The following is a 12741-nucleotide window of genomic DNA, read 5'->3' as shown; positions in this document are numbered from 1 at the left end:
ACCCGACTGGCTTGTGAAGGATTTCACGAGCACTCGGGAGGAGGCGCAGATGACCGCGGTGGAGAACGACGCCGACGTGATCGTCGTGGGCGCCGGTCCTGGTGGCTCGGCGACGGCGTACCACCTGGCGCAGCACGGTGTGCGGGTGCTGCTGCTGGAGAAGACCGAGTTCCCCCGGGAGAAGGTCTGCGGCGACGGGCTGACCCCGCGCGCGGTCCGGCAGCTCATCCGGATGGGCGTGGACACCTCGCCCGAGGCGGGCTGGCTGCACAACCGGGGCCTGCGGGTGATCGGCGGTGGCGTCCGCCTGGAGCTGGACTGGCCGGACCTGGCCAGCTTCCCCAACTACGGCCTGGTCCGCACCCGGCTCGACTTCGACGACCTGCTCGCCCAGCGTGCCGTCTCGGCCGGGGCGAAGCTGCGCACCAACGTCAACGTGGTCGGTCCGGTGCTCGACGCCGACAACCGGGTGGTCGGGGTGGAGGCCGAGGTCGGCCAGGACAAGGAGCCCGCCACCTTCCGCGCCCCGCTGGTGGTCGCCGCGGACGGCGTCTCCGGCCGATTCCCGCTCGCCCTCGGGCTGGCCAAGCGGGAGGACCGGCCGATCGGGGTGGCCGTCCGGCGGTACTACCGCTCGCCGGCCAAGCACGACGACGACTACCTGGAGTCGTGGCTGGAGCTGCGCAGCAAGGCCAGCGGCGACAACCTGCTCCCCGGGTACGGCTGGATCTTCGGTCTCGGCGACGGGCGGGTCAACGTCGGCCTCGGCGTGCTCAACTCCTCGACCGCTTTCGGCAAGACCAACTACCGGCGGCTGCTCACCGACTGGCTGGCCAACACCCCCGAGGACTGGGGGATGACCGACGAGGCGAACGCCGAGGGGCCGATCCTCGGCGCGGCGCTGCCGATGGGCTTCAACCGCGTGCCGCACTACACCCGCGGCGTCATGCTGGTCGGCGACTCCGGCGGCATGGTCAACCCGTTCAACGGCGAGGGCATCGCGTACGCGATGGAGTCCGGAGAGCTGGCCGCGGAGATCGCGGTGCAGGCCCTCGCCCGGCCGGCGGGCGCCGAGCGGGAGCGGGCGCTGATGGCGTACCCGCAGGAACTGAAGGCCCGGTTCGGCGGCTACTACCGGCTCGGCGGGATCTTCGTGAAGCTGATCGGCCGTCCGGAGATCATGCGGATGGCCACCAAGCACGGCATGCCGCATCCAGCCCTCATGCGGTTCGTGCTCAAGCTGCTGGCCAACCTGACCGACCCGCGCGGCGGGGACGCGATGGACCGGGTCATCAACGCGATGACGAAGGCGGCGCCAGCCGTGTAGCGCGAGGAGTGCGCGTGAGCCCGCAGGTCGCCGACGAGTGCGGGGCTCCGGCCGGGCGGTCGACGAGGACCGCAGGCCGGACAGGGATCGACCCCGCCGACAGCCGTCGTGAGGGACGTGAATAGTGTGATTTTGGCCAACCACCGCCGAGGGCAGGGAAGGACGAGCAGGAGACCACAATGACGCTCTCGCCTTACGCACCCATCATCGGGCTGTTCGCCCTCGCCGCGGCGTTCGCGCTGTTCTCCGTGGCCGCCGCCCGCTTCGCCGGCCCGCGCCGGTACAACAAGGCCAAACTCGAGGCGTACGAGTGCGGCATCGAGCCCAGCCCGCAGCCCGTCGGGGGCGGCCGGTTCCCGATCAAGTTCTACCTGACGGCGATGCTCTTCATCGTCTTCGACATCGAGATCATCTTCCTCTACCCCTGGGCGGTCTCGTTCGACGCCCTGCCGATCTTCGGCTTCGTGGAGATGGTCCTGTTCATCGTCGCGGTCTTCGTCGCATACGCCTACGTGTGGCGGCGCGGCGGCCTGGACTGGGACTGAGGGAGACACGCAGATGGGTATCGAGGAGAAGCTTCCCGCGGGCGTTCTGCTCACCTCCGTGGAGTCGCTGGTCAACTGGTCGCGGAAGACGTCCTTCTGGGGCGCCACCTTCGGCCTGGCCTGCTGCGCCATCGAGATGATGGCCGCCGGTGGCCCGCACTACGACCTGGGCCGCTGGGGCATGGAGGTGTTCCGCGCCTCGCCCCGGCAGGCGGACCTGATGATCGTGGCCGGCCGGGTGAGCCAGAAGATGGCACCGGTCCTGCGCCAGATCTACGACCAGATGGCCGAGCCCCGCTGGGTGCTCTCGATGGGCGTCTGCGCCAGCAGCGGCGGCATGTTCAACAACTACGCCATCGTGCAGGGTGTCGACCACATCGTGCCCGTCGACATGTACCTCCCGGGCTGCCCGCCCCGGCCGGAGATGCTCATCGACGCGATTCTCAAGCTCCGCGAGAAGGTCATGCACGAGCCGCTGGGCCCGAACGGCCGCAAGATGCTGGAGGCCCGCCGGGAGCGCGGCGACCTGCCGGTCGTCCCGTACGGCTCGATGCCGTCGTCGTACCGCAGCGACAAGGCCCGCCGCGCCGAGTGGACCAAGGCGGTCCGCGAGGGGCGCGAGGAGCAGCTGCGGATCGAGAACTGGATGAAGGCCGAGAACCACCTCCACCCGCACGGGGGCATCAAGTGAGCGCAGCTTCGAACACCGGCGGCCTGCCGGTGCCGGTGACGCCGGCCGGGGCCAGCAGCGGCGCGCCCGCCGAGCACCCGCCGGCCGGCCCGGCCGGGCGCGGCATGTTCGGCATCCACGGCTCGGGCGACGTCTCCGGCTTCGGTGGCCTGGTCCGCCCGCGCCAGCCGGTCGAGGAGACCCCCCGGCCGTACGGGGGCTACTTCGACGAGGTCCGCGACGCGCTGGAGGAGGCATACCCGGCGTTCGGCGACGCGATCGAGAGGATCGTGGTCGACCGGGGCGAGCTGACCCTGCACGTCCGCCCGGAGCGGATCGCCGAGGTCTGCCAGGTGATGCGGGACGACCTCGCGCTGCGCTTCGAGCTGTGCTCCTCGGTGTCCGGGGTGGACTACCTCGGTGCGCACGAGCGCCGGCTGCACGTGGTCTACCAGCTCACCTCGATGACGTACCGCCGCCGGGTGCGGCTGGAGGCTGCGGTGTCCGCCGAGGACCCGCACCTGCCGAGCGTCACCAGCGTCTACCCGACCGCCGACTGGCAGGAGCGGGAGGCGTACGACATGTTCGGCATCATCTTCGACGGCCACCCCAACCTGACCCGGATCCTCATGCCGGACGACTGGGAGGGGCACCCCCAGCGCAAGGACTATCCGCTCGGCGGCGTCCCCGTCGAGTACAAGGGCGCGGAGATCCCGCCGCCGGACCGACGGAGGTCGTACCAGTGACGACGTCGAACTACGCGACCGAGCGCGAGACCACCGAGGGCCGGGTCTTCACCGTCACCGGTGGGGACTGGGACCAGATCGTCTCCGGCACGGACCCGATCAACGACGAGCGGATCGTCGTGAACATGGGTCCGCAGCACCCGTCCACCCACGGCGTGCTCCGGCTGATCCTGGAGCTGGAGGGCGAGACCGTCCGCGAGGCGCGGTCGGTCATCGGGTACCTGCACACCGGCATCGAGAAGAACCTGGAATACCGCAACTGGGTGCAGGGCACGACCTTCGTGACCCGGATGGACTACCTCGCGCCGCTGTTCAACGAGACGGCGTACAGCCTCGCGGTGGAGAAGCTGCTCGGCATCACCGACGACATCACCGAGCGGGCCACCACGATCCGGGTCCTGATGATGGAGCTGAACCGGATCGCCTCGCACCTGGTCTGGGTGGCCACCACGGCCATGGAGCTGGGCGCGATTAACATGATGCTGTACGGCTTCCGCGAGCGGGAGTACATCCTCGACATCTTCGAGAGCATCACCGGGCTGCGGATGAACCACGCGTACGTCCGGCCGGGCGGCGTGGCGCAGGACGTGCCGGACGAGGCGATCGCCAAGATCCACAGGTTCCTCAAGATGATGCCGAAGAGGCTCAAGGAGTACGAGGATCTCCTCTCCGGCCAGCCGATCTGGATCGAGCGCACCACGAACGTCGCGGTGCTCGACGCGACCGGCTGCCTCGCGCTGGGCGTCACCGGCCCGGTGCTCCGCTCCGCCGGCCTCGCCTGGGACCTGCGCAAGACCATGCCGTACTGCGGCTACGAGACGTACGAGTTCGACGTGCCGACCCACACCGACGGCGACGTCTGGGGCCGCTACCTGGTCCGGCTCGCCGAGATCCGGGAGTCGCTCAAGCTCGTCGAGCAGGCGGTGGGCCGGTTGAAGCCGGGCCCGGTGATGGTCGCCGACCGCAAGATCGCCTGGCCGGCGCAGCTCGCCATCGGCGTCGACGGCATGGGCAACTCGCTGGAGCACGTCGCGAAGATCATGGGTCAGTCGATGGAGTCGCTGATCCACCACTTCAAGCTGGTCACCGAGGGCTTCCGGGTGCCGCCGGGCCAGGTGTACGTCGGCATCGAGTCGCCCCGCGGCGAGCTGGGCGTGCATGCCGTCTCCGACGGTGGCACCCGCCCGTACCGGGTGCACTACCGGGAGCCGAGCTTCGTCAACCTCCAGGCCCTCCCGGCGATGTCCGAGGGCGGCCTGATCGCCGACGTGATCGCCGGCGGCGCCTCGCTGGACCCCGTGATGGGTGGATGTGACCGATGAGCTTCACCGAAACGACTCGTGAGCGGGCGCGGGAGATCGTCGCCCGGTACCCGGCCGACCGGGCCCGCTCGGCGCTGCTGCCGCTGCTGCACCTGGTGCAGTCGGAGGAGGGGTACGTCTCCCCGGCCGGCGTCGAGTTCTGCGCCGACGTGCTCGGCCTGAACAAGGCCCAGGTCGGCGCGGTGGCCACCTTCTACACGATGTACAAGCGCAAGCCGACCGGCGACTACCTGGTCAGCGTCTGCACCAACACGATGTGCAACGTGCTCGGCGGCCAGGAGGTCTACGACACCCTGGCCGAGCACCTCGGCGTCGGCCACGACGAGACCACCGCTGACGGCAAGGTCACCCTGGAGCACGCCGAGTGCCTGGCGGCCTGCGACTACGGCCCGGTGATGACCGTCAACTACGACTTCTTCGACGGCGTCGACCCGCAGACCGCCCTCGGGGTGGTCGAGGAGCTGCGTTCCGGCGGCCGGCCGATGCCGACCCGGGGCGCGCGGCTCTGCACGCTGAAGGAGATGGCGGTGCAGCTCGCCGGCTTCGCCGACGAGCGCGAGGGCGCGGTCGCCGACGGCGGCCCGGGCGAGCCCACCCTGCGCGGCCTGCGGCTGGCCGAGCAGCACGGCATCTCGGTGCCGGGCTACGACCCGAACACGCCGATCCGCAGCAAGGCGGAGGCGGACGCCGCCGCGGCGAGGGCGAAGGCCGCGGAGCAGGCGAAGCCGGCCCCCGCCACCACGGCGACCGGCAGCACCGCTCCCGACGTGAAGGCGCCGGACGCCAAGTCGCCCGAGGTGCGGGCCGCGGAGACCCGGCAGCCGGACGCCCGGACGGCCGTGCCGGACGCGCCCGGCACCAAGCTTCCGGCCGACCCGACGCCCCCGGCACCGCGCGACGCGCGGGAGGCCGAGGCCGCCGGCGTCGCCGCGAACACGCCGGCCGGTGACGGCAAGCCCGCCGGCGACGAGGCCGGCGCGCAGGAGCGCTCGCTCAAGGAGGCGGCGGCGTCCGCGGGTGCGGGGAGTGGGCTTGCGAGCCCCGATCGCCCGCGCGAGGAGCGAGCGGAGCGAGCCCCGCAGTCGCGGGCTGAGAACAGCGCGGTCGCGCGCGAGGAGCGAGCGGAGCGAGCCCCGCAGTCGTGGGCTGAGACCCGCACAGTCGCGAGCGAAGGGGGAACCAAGAAGTGACCACTCCTCGGCCGGAGACCCTGGCCAAGCTCACCCCCGTGCTCACCAAGCGCTGGCTGTCGCCGGACGCCTGGCGGATCGGCACGTACGAGAGGCTGGACGGCTACGCCGCCCTGCGCAAGGCGCTCAAGGCCCACCCGGACGACCTGATCCAGCTCGTCAAGGACTCCGGGCTGCGCGGTCGCGGCGGCGCGGGCTTCCCGACCGGCCTGAAGTGGGGGTTCATCCCGCAGGGCGACGGCAAGCCGCACTACCTGGTGGTGAACGCCGACGAGGGCGAGCCGGGCACCTGCAAGGACCTGCCGCTGATGACCCACGACCCGCACTCGCTGGTCGAGGGCGTGATCATCGGGTCGTACGCGATCCGGGCCAGCCGGGCCTACATCTACATCCGCGGCGAGGCGGTGCACGCCGCCCGCCGGCTGCGCAACGCCGTACGGGAGGCGTACGCCAAGGGCTACCTCGGCAAGAACATACTCGGCTCCGGGTTCGACCTGGAGCTGGTGGTGCACTCGGGTGCCGGGGCGTACATCTGCGGCGAGGAGACGGCGCTGCTGGACTCGCTGGAAGGGTTCCGGGGCCAGCCCCGGCTGCGCCCGCCGTTTCCGGCGACCCACGGCCTGTACGCCAGCCCCACGGTGGTCAACAACGTCGGCACCATCGCCAGCGTGCCGTACATCGTGCTGGGCGGGGCCGACTGGTGGAAGTCCATGGGCACGGAGAAGTCCGCCGGGCCGATGATCTACTCGCTCTCCGGCCGGGTCGCCGAACCGGGCCAGTACGAGTGCACGATGGGCGTCACGCTGCGCGAGCTCCTGGAGCTGGCCGGCGGGATGCAGCCGGGGCACAACCTGCGGTTCTGGACCCCGGGCGGCTCGTCCACCCCGCTGCTCACCGCCGAGCACCTGGACGTGCCGCTGGACTTCGAGGGGGTGGCGGCGGCCGGCTCGATCCTGGGCACCACGGCCACCCAGATCTTCTCCGACCAGGACTGCCCGGTGTACGCGACGTACCGGTGGCTGGAGTTCTACCACCACGAGTCGTGCGGCAAGTGCACCCCGTGCCGCGAGGGCAACTACTGGATGGTCCGGGTCTACCGGCGGATCCTCGCCGGCCAGGGCACCCACGAGGACCTGGACACCCTGCTGGACACCTGCGACAACATCCTCGGCCGCTCGTTCTGCGGCCTGGGTGACGGTGCGACCAGTTCGGTGACCTCGTCGCTGAAGTACTTCAAGCAGGACTACCTCGACTACATCGAGGGACGTATCGCGCCGAAGCTGTCGGACAAGCAGCTGGTGGGAGCGCACTGATGCGAGCGCGAGGAGTGGGCGGAGCGAGCCCCGCAGTCGCGAGCGAAAGGCAAGCACTGTGACCGACGTAGCCAAGCAGACCGAGACCGTCACCCTCACGATCGACGGCATCGAGGTCACCGCGCCCAAGGGCGCGCTGCTGATCCGGGTCGCCGAGCAGTTGGGCACCGAGATCCCGCGCTTCTGCGACCATCCGCTGCTGGCCCCGGCCGGCGCGTGCCGGCAGTGCCTGGTCGAGGTGGAGGGCCAGCGCAAGCCGGTGGCCTCCTGCACCCAGACCGTCGCCGAGGGCATGGTGGTCCGCACCCAGCTCACCTCCGGCGTCGCCAAGAAGGCGCAGGAGGGGGTCATGGAGCTGCTGCTGCTCAACCACCCGCTCGACTGCCCGATGTGCGACAAGGGTGGCGAGTGCCCGCTGCAGAACCAGGCGATGTCCACCGGCCGCACGGACTCCCGGTTCCACGAGCACAAGCGGGAGTACGAGAAGCCGATGGCGATCAGCACCCAGGTGCTGCTCGACCGCGAGCGCTGTGTGCTCTGCCAGCGGTGCACCCGGTTCTCCGAGGAGATCGCCGGCGACAAGTTCATCGACCTGATGGGCCGGTCGTCCGCCGAGGAGATCAACATCTACCGGGACGAGGCGTACGGCGAGGAGGGCGACGCGGGCGACGTCCCGTTCAACTCGTACTTCTCCGGCAACACCGTGCAGATCTGCCCGGTGGGCGCGCTGACCGGCGCGCAGTACCGCTTCCGGGCCCGCCCGTTCGACCTGGTCTCCAGCCCGAGCGTGTGCGAGCACTGCTCGGCCGGCTGCGCCCAGCGCACGGACTGGCGGCGCGGCAAGGTGACCCGCCGGCTGGCCGGCGACGACCCGCAGGTCAACGAGGAGTGGAACTGCGACAAGGGGCGCTGGGGCTTCCAGTACGCCCGCGCCTTCGACCGGCTCACCACCCCGCTGGTCCGCGACTCCGCAACCGGTGAGCTGCGCGAGGCGTCGTGGAGCGAGGCGCTGACCGTCGCCGCCGAGGGGCTGCGGGCCGCCCGGGACGGCGGCCGGGGCACGGCGGTGCTGACCGGCGGCCGACTGACCGTCGAGGACGCGTACGCGTACGCGAAGTTCGCCCGGGTCGCGCTGAACACCAACGACATCGACTTCCGGGCCCGGCCGGTCTCCCGCGAGGAGTCCGACTTCCTGGCCAGCACGGTCGCCGGGCGCACCGACGTCACCTACGCCGACGTGGAGAACGCGCCCGCCGTGGTGCTGGTCGGCCTGGAGCCGGAGGAGGAGTGCCCGATCCTCTTCCTGCGGCTGCGCAAGGCGTACCTGAAGAAGAAGCTCACGGTGTACGCCCTCGCCCCGTTCGCCACCCGCGGCCTGGAGAAGCTCGGGGCCAAGCTGGCCCGGGTGGTGCCGGGCGAGGAGGCGAGCGTCCTCGCCGAGCACGCGACGGTGGCCGAGGCGCTCAGCGCCCCGGGCGCGATCCTGATCGTCGGCGAGCGGCTGGGCGAGGTGCCCGGCGGCCTGTCGGCGGCGGCGGACGTCGCCCGGCGTACCGGCGCGAAGCTGGCCTGGGTGCCGCGGCGCGCGGGCGACCGGGGTGCCGTCGACGCGGGCTGCCTGCCCAACCTGCTGCCCGGCGGCCGTCCGGTCACCGAGCCGGCGGCCCGGGCCGAACTGGGCGAGGCGTGGGACATCGCGGCCGGGGTGATCCCGAGCCAGGCCGGCCGGGACACCGACGGCATCGTCGCCGCCGCCGCGAACGGCCAGCTCGGCGCGCTGGTGGTGGCCGGGGTCGACCCGGCCGACCTGGCCGACCCCCGGTTGGCCGAGCAGGCCCTCGACGCGGTGCCGTTCCTGGTCAGCCTGGAGCTGCGCAACAGCGCGGTGGCCCGCCGGGCCGACGTGGTCCTTCCGGTGGCCCCGGTGGTCGAGAAGGCCGGCAGCTTCCTGGACTGGGAGGGCCGGCTGCGTCCCTTCGACGCGGTGCTGCACACCGCCGCGATGACCGACGGGCGGGTGCTGGACGCGCTCGCCGCGCTGCTCGACGTGCAGATCGGCACGGGCGACGTGCTCAGCGTCCGGCGGGAGCTGGGTAGCCTGTCGCCGACCCGGGCCGACCGGCCGTCCGCGCCGTCGGTGGAGCCGGCCCCGGTGCCGCAGCCCGGTGCCGGCGAGGCCGTCCTCTCCACCTGGCACCAGCTCATCGACCTGGGCAGCCTCACCGACGGTGACGAGCACCTGAGCGGCACCGCCCGTCCGCCGGTGGCGCGGGTGGGCAAGGGCACCGCGGAGGCGCTCGGCGTCGCCGACGGTGACCCGGTCACGGTGGGCACCGACCGCGGGGCGATCACCCTGCCGGCGGAGATCACCGAGATGCCCGACGGCGTCGTCTGGCTGCCGACCAACTCACCCGGCTCCACCGTGCGGCGCGGCCTCGGCGCGACGTCCGGCACGGTGGTACGGATCTCCGCGGCGGTCGCCGCCACGGAGCAGGCCACCCCGGCGGTCGCCGCGGACGCGGCCGGCCACCCGGGTCCGCTCCTCAACACCGGGGGTGTTTCCCAGTGAACGCGGTCTACCTGGCCCAGGACCCGACGCTGGCCGACTTCGGCAAGGACCCGTGGTGGCTGGTCCTGATCAAGGTCGCCTTCGCCTTCGTCGTCGCCGTGCTGGCCACGCTGCTCGGTGTCTGGTTCGAACGGCGGGTCGTCGGCCGCATGGCGGTGCGGCCCGGCCCCAACCAGGCCGGCCCGTTCGGCCTGCTCCAGACCCTGGCCGACGGCCTGAAGATGGCCTTCAAGGAGGACATCCTCCCCAAGGCGGCGGACAAGGTCGTCTTCTTCTTCGCGCCGACCATCTCGGTGGTCTGCGCGGTCACCGCCCTGTCGGTGGTGCCGTTCGGCCCGATGGTGAGCATCTTCGGCCACCACACGCCGCTCCAGGTCACCGACGTGCCGGTGGCGGTGCTGGTGCTGCTGGCCTGCTCGTCGATGGGCATCTACGGCATCGTGCTCGGCGGTTGGGCCTCCGGCTCGACGTACCCGCTGCTCGGCGGCCTGCGCTCCACCGCCCAGATGATCTCCTACGAGGTCGCCATGGGGCTGAGCATCGTGGCGGTGTTCATGACCGCCGGCACGATGTCCACCAGCGGGATCGTCGCCGCCCAGGGGGACGCCACCCAGCTGACCATCTTCGGCACCGAGGTCCCGGCCCCGGGCTGGTACGCGATCCTGCTGCTGCCGAGCTTCATCATCTTCTTCATCTCGACCGTCGGTGAGACCAACCGGGCGCCGTTCGACCTCCCCGAGGCCGAGTCGGAGCTGGTCGCCGGTTACATGACCGAGTACAGCTCGCTGAAGTTCGCGCTCTTCATGCTCAGCGAGTACGTCGCGATGGTGACCATGTCCGCGGTCACCACGACGCTGTTCCTCGGCGGCTGGCGGGCCCCGTGGCCGATCACGCTGTGGGAGGGCGCCAACTCCGGTTGGTGGCCGATGCTGTGGTTCTTCGGCAAGGTGATCGCCCTGGTCTTCGTGTTCGTCTGGCTCCGCGGCACCCTGCCCCGGCTCCGGTACGACCAGTTCATGCGCTTCGGCTGGAAGGTGCTGCTGCCGATCAACCTGGTCTGGATCCTGGTTCTGGCCGGCCTGCGGTCGATCGAGGACTGGCAGACCAGGGACCGGCTGCTCGCCACCGCGATCGGCGCGGGCGTGCTGCTGCTGGCGACGCTGCTCTGGCCGAGCCGCAAGCCGAAGCCGAAGCCGTCGCTCCAGGAGCAGGCCAACAGCCGTCCGCACGGCAGCTTCCCGCTGCCACCGATGGACCTGCAAGTGCCACCGAGCCCGCGCACCAAGCGTGTGGTCGCCGAGCGGGAGCCGGCCAACGTCGCCGCCGGCTCGGACTCCAGGGAGGTGTGACGTGGGCGCGATCACCGGAACGTTCAAGGGCTTCGGAGTCACCTTCTCGCACATGTTCAAGAAGGTCGTCACGACCGACTACCCGTTCAAGCCGCCGGTCCCGGCGCCGCGCTACCACGGGCGGCACGTGCTGAACCGGCACCCGGACGGTCTGGAGAAGTGCATCGGCTGCGAGCTGTGCGCCTGGGCCTGCCCGGCCGACGCGATCTACGTCGAGGGCGGGGACAACACCGAGGAGAACCGTCTCTCGCCCGGTGAGCGGAACGCGTCGGTCTACCAGATCAACTATGCCCGCTGCATCTTCTGCGGGCTGTGCATCGAGGCCTGCCCGACCCGGTCGCTCACCATGAGCAACGAGTACGAGCTGGCCCGGGACAACCGGCAGGACCTCATCTTCACGAAGGAGCAGTTGCTCGCGCCGCTGCTGCCGGGCATGGAGCAGCCGCCGCACCCGATGCGGCTCGGGGACAGCGAGAAGGACTACTACGTCGGCGCGCTGACCAACCCGGGCACCTCGGCCGGTGCGGAGCACGCGACCAACAGCCCGGGCCGGTACCAGGTCCAGGAGCACCCCGGGGTGACCTTCCCCGGCGCCGAGCAGCACGCCCAGCGGGCGGCGGCGGGGAAGGGGGACAAGGCATGACCACGCAGACGGTGCTCGCCGCGGCGGGCGGGGTGTCCGGCGGCGAGGAGGTCACCTTCTGGATCCTCGCCCCGCTGGCGCTGATCGGCGCGATCGGCATGGTCGCCGCGCGCAACGCCGTGCACTCGGCGCTCTGGCTGGTGCTGACCATGCTCTGCCTGGGCGTGTTCTACGTCCTGCAGGCCGGGCCGTTCATCGGCATGGTGCAGATCATCGTCTACACCGGCGCGATCATGATGCTCTTCCTGTTCGTGCTGATGCTGGTCGGCCGGGACGCCTCGGACTCACTGATCGAGACGCTGCGCGGCCAGCGGGTCGCCGCGGTACTGCTCGGGCTCGGCTTCGCCGGCCTGGTCGGCGGCGGCCTGTACCGGGCGCTGCACGGCGTCCAGGCGGTGGGCCTGGAACAGGCCAACGCCGAGGGGAACGTGCAGGGCATCGCCCGGCTGCTGTTCACCAAGTACGTCTTCGCCTTCGAGCTGACCTCGGCGCTGCTGATCACGGCCGCGGTCGGCGCGATGGTGCTGGCGCACGTCGAGCGGCGCAAGGAAGACAAGATGGACCAGGTCGCCACGATGAAGGCCCGATTCGCCCCGGGTAACTACCCCGGACCGAAGCCCGGCCCGGGCGTCTTCGCCACCTCCTCCTCGGTGGCCACCCCGGCCCGCCTGCCCGACGGCCGGCTGACCGAGCGCGGCATCTCGCCGATCCTGCCGGTGCGGGAGCTGACTGACGAGGACACCTCGCTGAAGGGGACGGACAAATGACCCCGGACTTCTACCTGGTGCTCGCCGCGGTGCTGTTCACCATCGGCGCGGCGGGGGTGCTCATCCGGCGCAACGCGATCGTGCTGTTCATGTGCGTCGAGCTGATGTTGAACGCGGCCAACCTGACCCTCGTCACCTTCAGCCGGATCAACGGTGACCTGAACGGCCAGATCATGTCGTTCTTCGTCATGGTGGTGGCCGCGGCCGAGGTCGTGGTCGGCCTCGCGATCATCATGTCCATCTTCCGGACCCGGCGCTCCGCGAGCGTCGACGACGCCAACCTGCTCAAGTACTAGAGGG

At 71.1% G+C, this 12741-nt stretch carries 12 protein-coding genes; all 12 read left to right on the top strand.

Annotated features, from left to right (window positions below; translation table 11 throughout):
* The first annotated feature begins 49 nt into the window (after positions 1-49).
* A complete protein-coding gene (locus tag ABT023_RS09245) occupies positions 50-1327 on the top strand; it encodes a geranylgeranyl reductase family protein (RefSeq protein ID WP_350883400.1) in 1278 nt (425 codons plus the stop codon).
* Positions 1328-1506: 179 nt separating this feature from the next.
* Entirely contained in the window at positions 1507-1872 is a 366-nt protein-coding gene (locus tag ABT023_RS09240; protein ID WP_091593239.1) for an NADH-quinone oxidoreductase subunit A, read from the top strand.
* Positions 1873-1885: 13 nt separating this feature from the next.
* Entirely contained in the window at positions 1886-2563 is a 678-nt protein-coding gene (locus tag ABT023_RS09235) for a NuoB/complex I 20 kDa subunit family protein (protein ID WP_350883398.1), read from the top strand.
* A complete protein-coding gene (locus ABT023_RS09230) occupies positions 2560-3288 on the top strand; it encodes an NADH-quinone oxidoreductase subunit C (RefSeq protein ID WP_350883396.1) in 729 nt (242 codons plus the stop codon). The genes ABT023_RS09235 and ABT023_RS09230 overlap by 4 nt, the downstream gene beginning before the upstream one ends.
* Positions 3285-4610 (top strand): NADH-quinone oxidoreductase subunit D, encoded by a 1326-nt coding sequence (locus ABT023_RS09225; RefSeq protein ID WP_350883394.1) that lies wholly within the window; start codon positions 3285-3287, stop codon positions 4608-4610. The genes ABT023_RS09230 and ABT023_RS09225 overlap by 4 nt, the downstream gene beginning before the upstream one ends.
* The gene (gene nuoE, locus ABT023_RS09220) at positions 4607-5800 is read left to right on the top strand and encodes an NADH-quinone oxidoreductase subunit NuoE (protein ID WP_350883392.1); all 1194 of its coding nucleotides are present in this window, start codon (positions 4607-4609) and stop codon (positions 5798-5800) included. Before ABT023_RS09225 ends, nuoE begins: the two co-directional genes overlap by 4 nt.
* Complete coding sequence (nuoF, locus tag ABT023_RS09215) at positions 5797-7113, top strand: NADH-quinone oxidoreductase subunit NuoF (RefSeq protein ID WP_350883390.1); 1317 nt, start codon at positions 5797-5799, stop codon at positions 7111-7113. The genes nuoE and nuoF overlap by 4 nt, the downstream gene beginning before the upstream one ends.
* Before the next feature lie 58 nt (positions 7114-7171).
* Complete coding sequence (locus ABT023_RS09210; RefSeq protein ID WP_350883388.1) at positions 7172-9682, top strand: NADH-quinone oxidoreductase subunit G; 2511 nt, start codon at positions 7172-7174, stop codon at positions 9680-9682.
* Positions 9679-11031: an NADH-quinone oxidoreductase subunit NuoH gene (gene nuoH / locus ABT023_RS09205; RefSeq protein WP_350883386.1), complete on the top strand. Its 1353-nt coding sequence runs from the start codon at positions 9679-9681 to the stop codon at positions 11029-11031. Before ABT023_RS09210 ends, nuoH begins: the two co-directional genes overlap by 4 nt.
* Before the next feature lies 1 nt (position 11032).
* Complete coding sequence (gene nuoI / locus ABT023_RS09200) at positions 11033-11674, top strand: NADH-quinone oxidoreductase subunit NuoI (protein ID WP_350883384.1); 642 nt, start codon at positions 11033-11035, stop codon at positions 11672-11674.
* Positions 11671-12441, top strand: coding sequence for an NADH-quinone oxidoreductase subunit J (locus tag ABT023_RS09195; protein ID WP_350883383.1), 771 nt, complete (start codon positions 11671-11673; stop codon positions 12439-12441). The genes nuoI and ABT023_RS09195 overlap by 4 nt, the downstream gene beginning before the upstream one ends.
* On the top strand, positions 12438-12737 hold the full coding sequence (gene nuoK, locus ABT023_RS09190; RefSeq protein ID WP_350883381.1) for an NADH-quinone oxidoreductase subunit NuoK: 300 nt from the start codon (positions 12438-12440) through the stop codon (positions 12735-12737). The genes ABT023_RS09195 and nuoK overlap by 4 nt, the downstream gene beginning before the upstream one ends.
* Positions 12738-12741 lie beyond the last annotated feature (4 nt).

This window comes from Micromonospora sp. NPDC002296, from assembly GCF_040296145.1.
Classification (GTDB): Bacteria; Actinomycetota; Actinomycetes; order Mycobacteriales; family Micromonosporaceae; genus Micromonospora.
This window is presented reverse-complemented; position numbering and strand designations above follow the sequence as displayed.

What these genes read in the sequence shown, in the direction of transcription:
- ABT023_RS09245 (WP_350883400.1), top strand. Translation starts at nt 50, where the DNA reads ATGACCGCGGTGGAGAACGACGCCGACGTGATCGTCGTGGGCGCCGGT.
- ABT023_RS09240 (WP_091593239.1), top strand. Translation starts at nt 1,507, where the DNA reads ATGACGCTCTCGCCTTACGCACCCATCATCGGGCTGTTCGCCCTCGCC.
- ABT023_RS09235 (WP_350883398.1), top strand. Translation starts at nt 1,886, where the DNA reads ATGGGTATCGAGGAGAAGCTTCCCGCGGGCGTTCTGCTCACCTCCGTG.
- nuoE (WP_350883392.1), top strand. Translation starts at nt 4,607, where the DNA reads ATGAGCTTCACCGAAACGACTCGTGAGCGGGCGCGGGAGATCGTCGCC.
- ABT023_RS09195 (WP_350883383.1), top strand. Translation starts at nt 11,671, where the DNA reads ATGACCACGCAGACGGTGCTCGCCGCGGCGGGCGGGGTGTCCGGCGGC.
- nuoK (WP_350883381.1), top strand. Translation starts at nt 12,438, where the DNA reads ATGACCCCGGACTTCTACCTGGTGCTCGCCGCGGTGCTGTTCACCATC.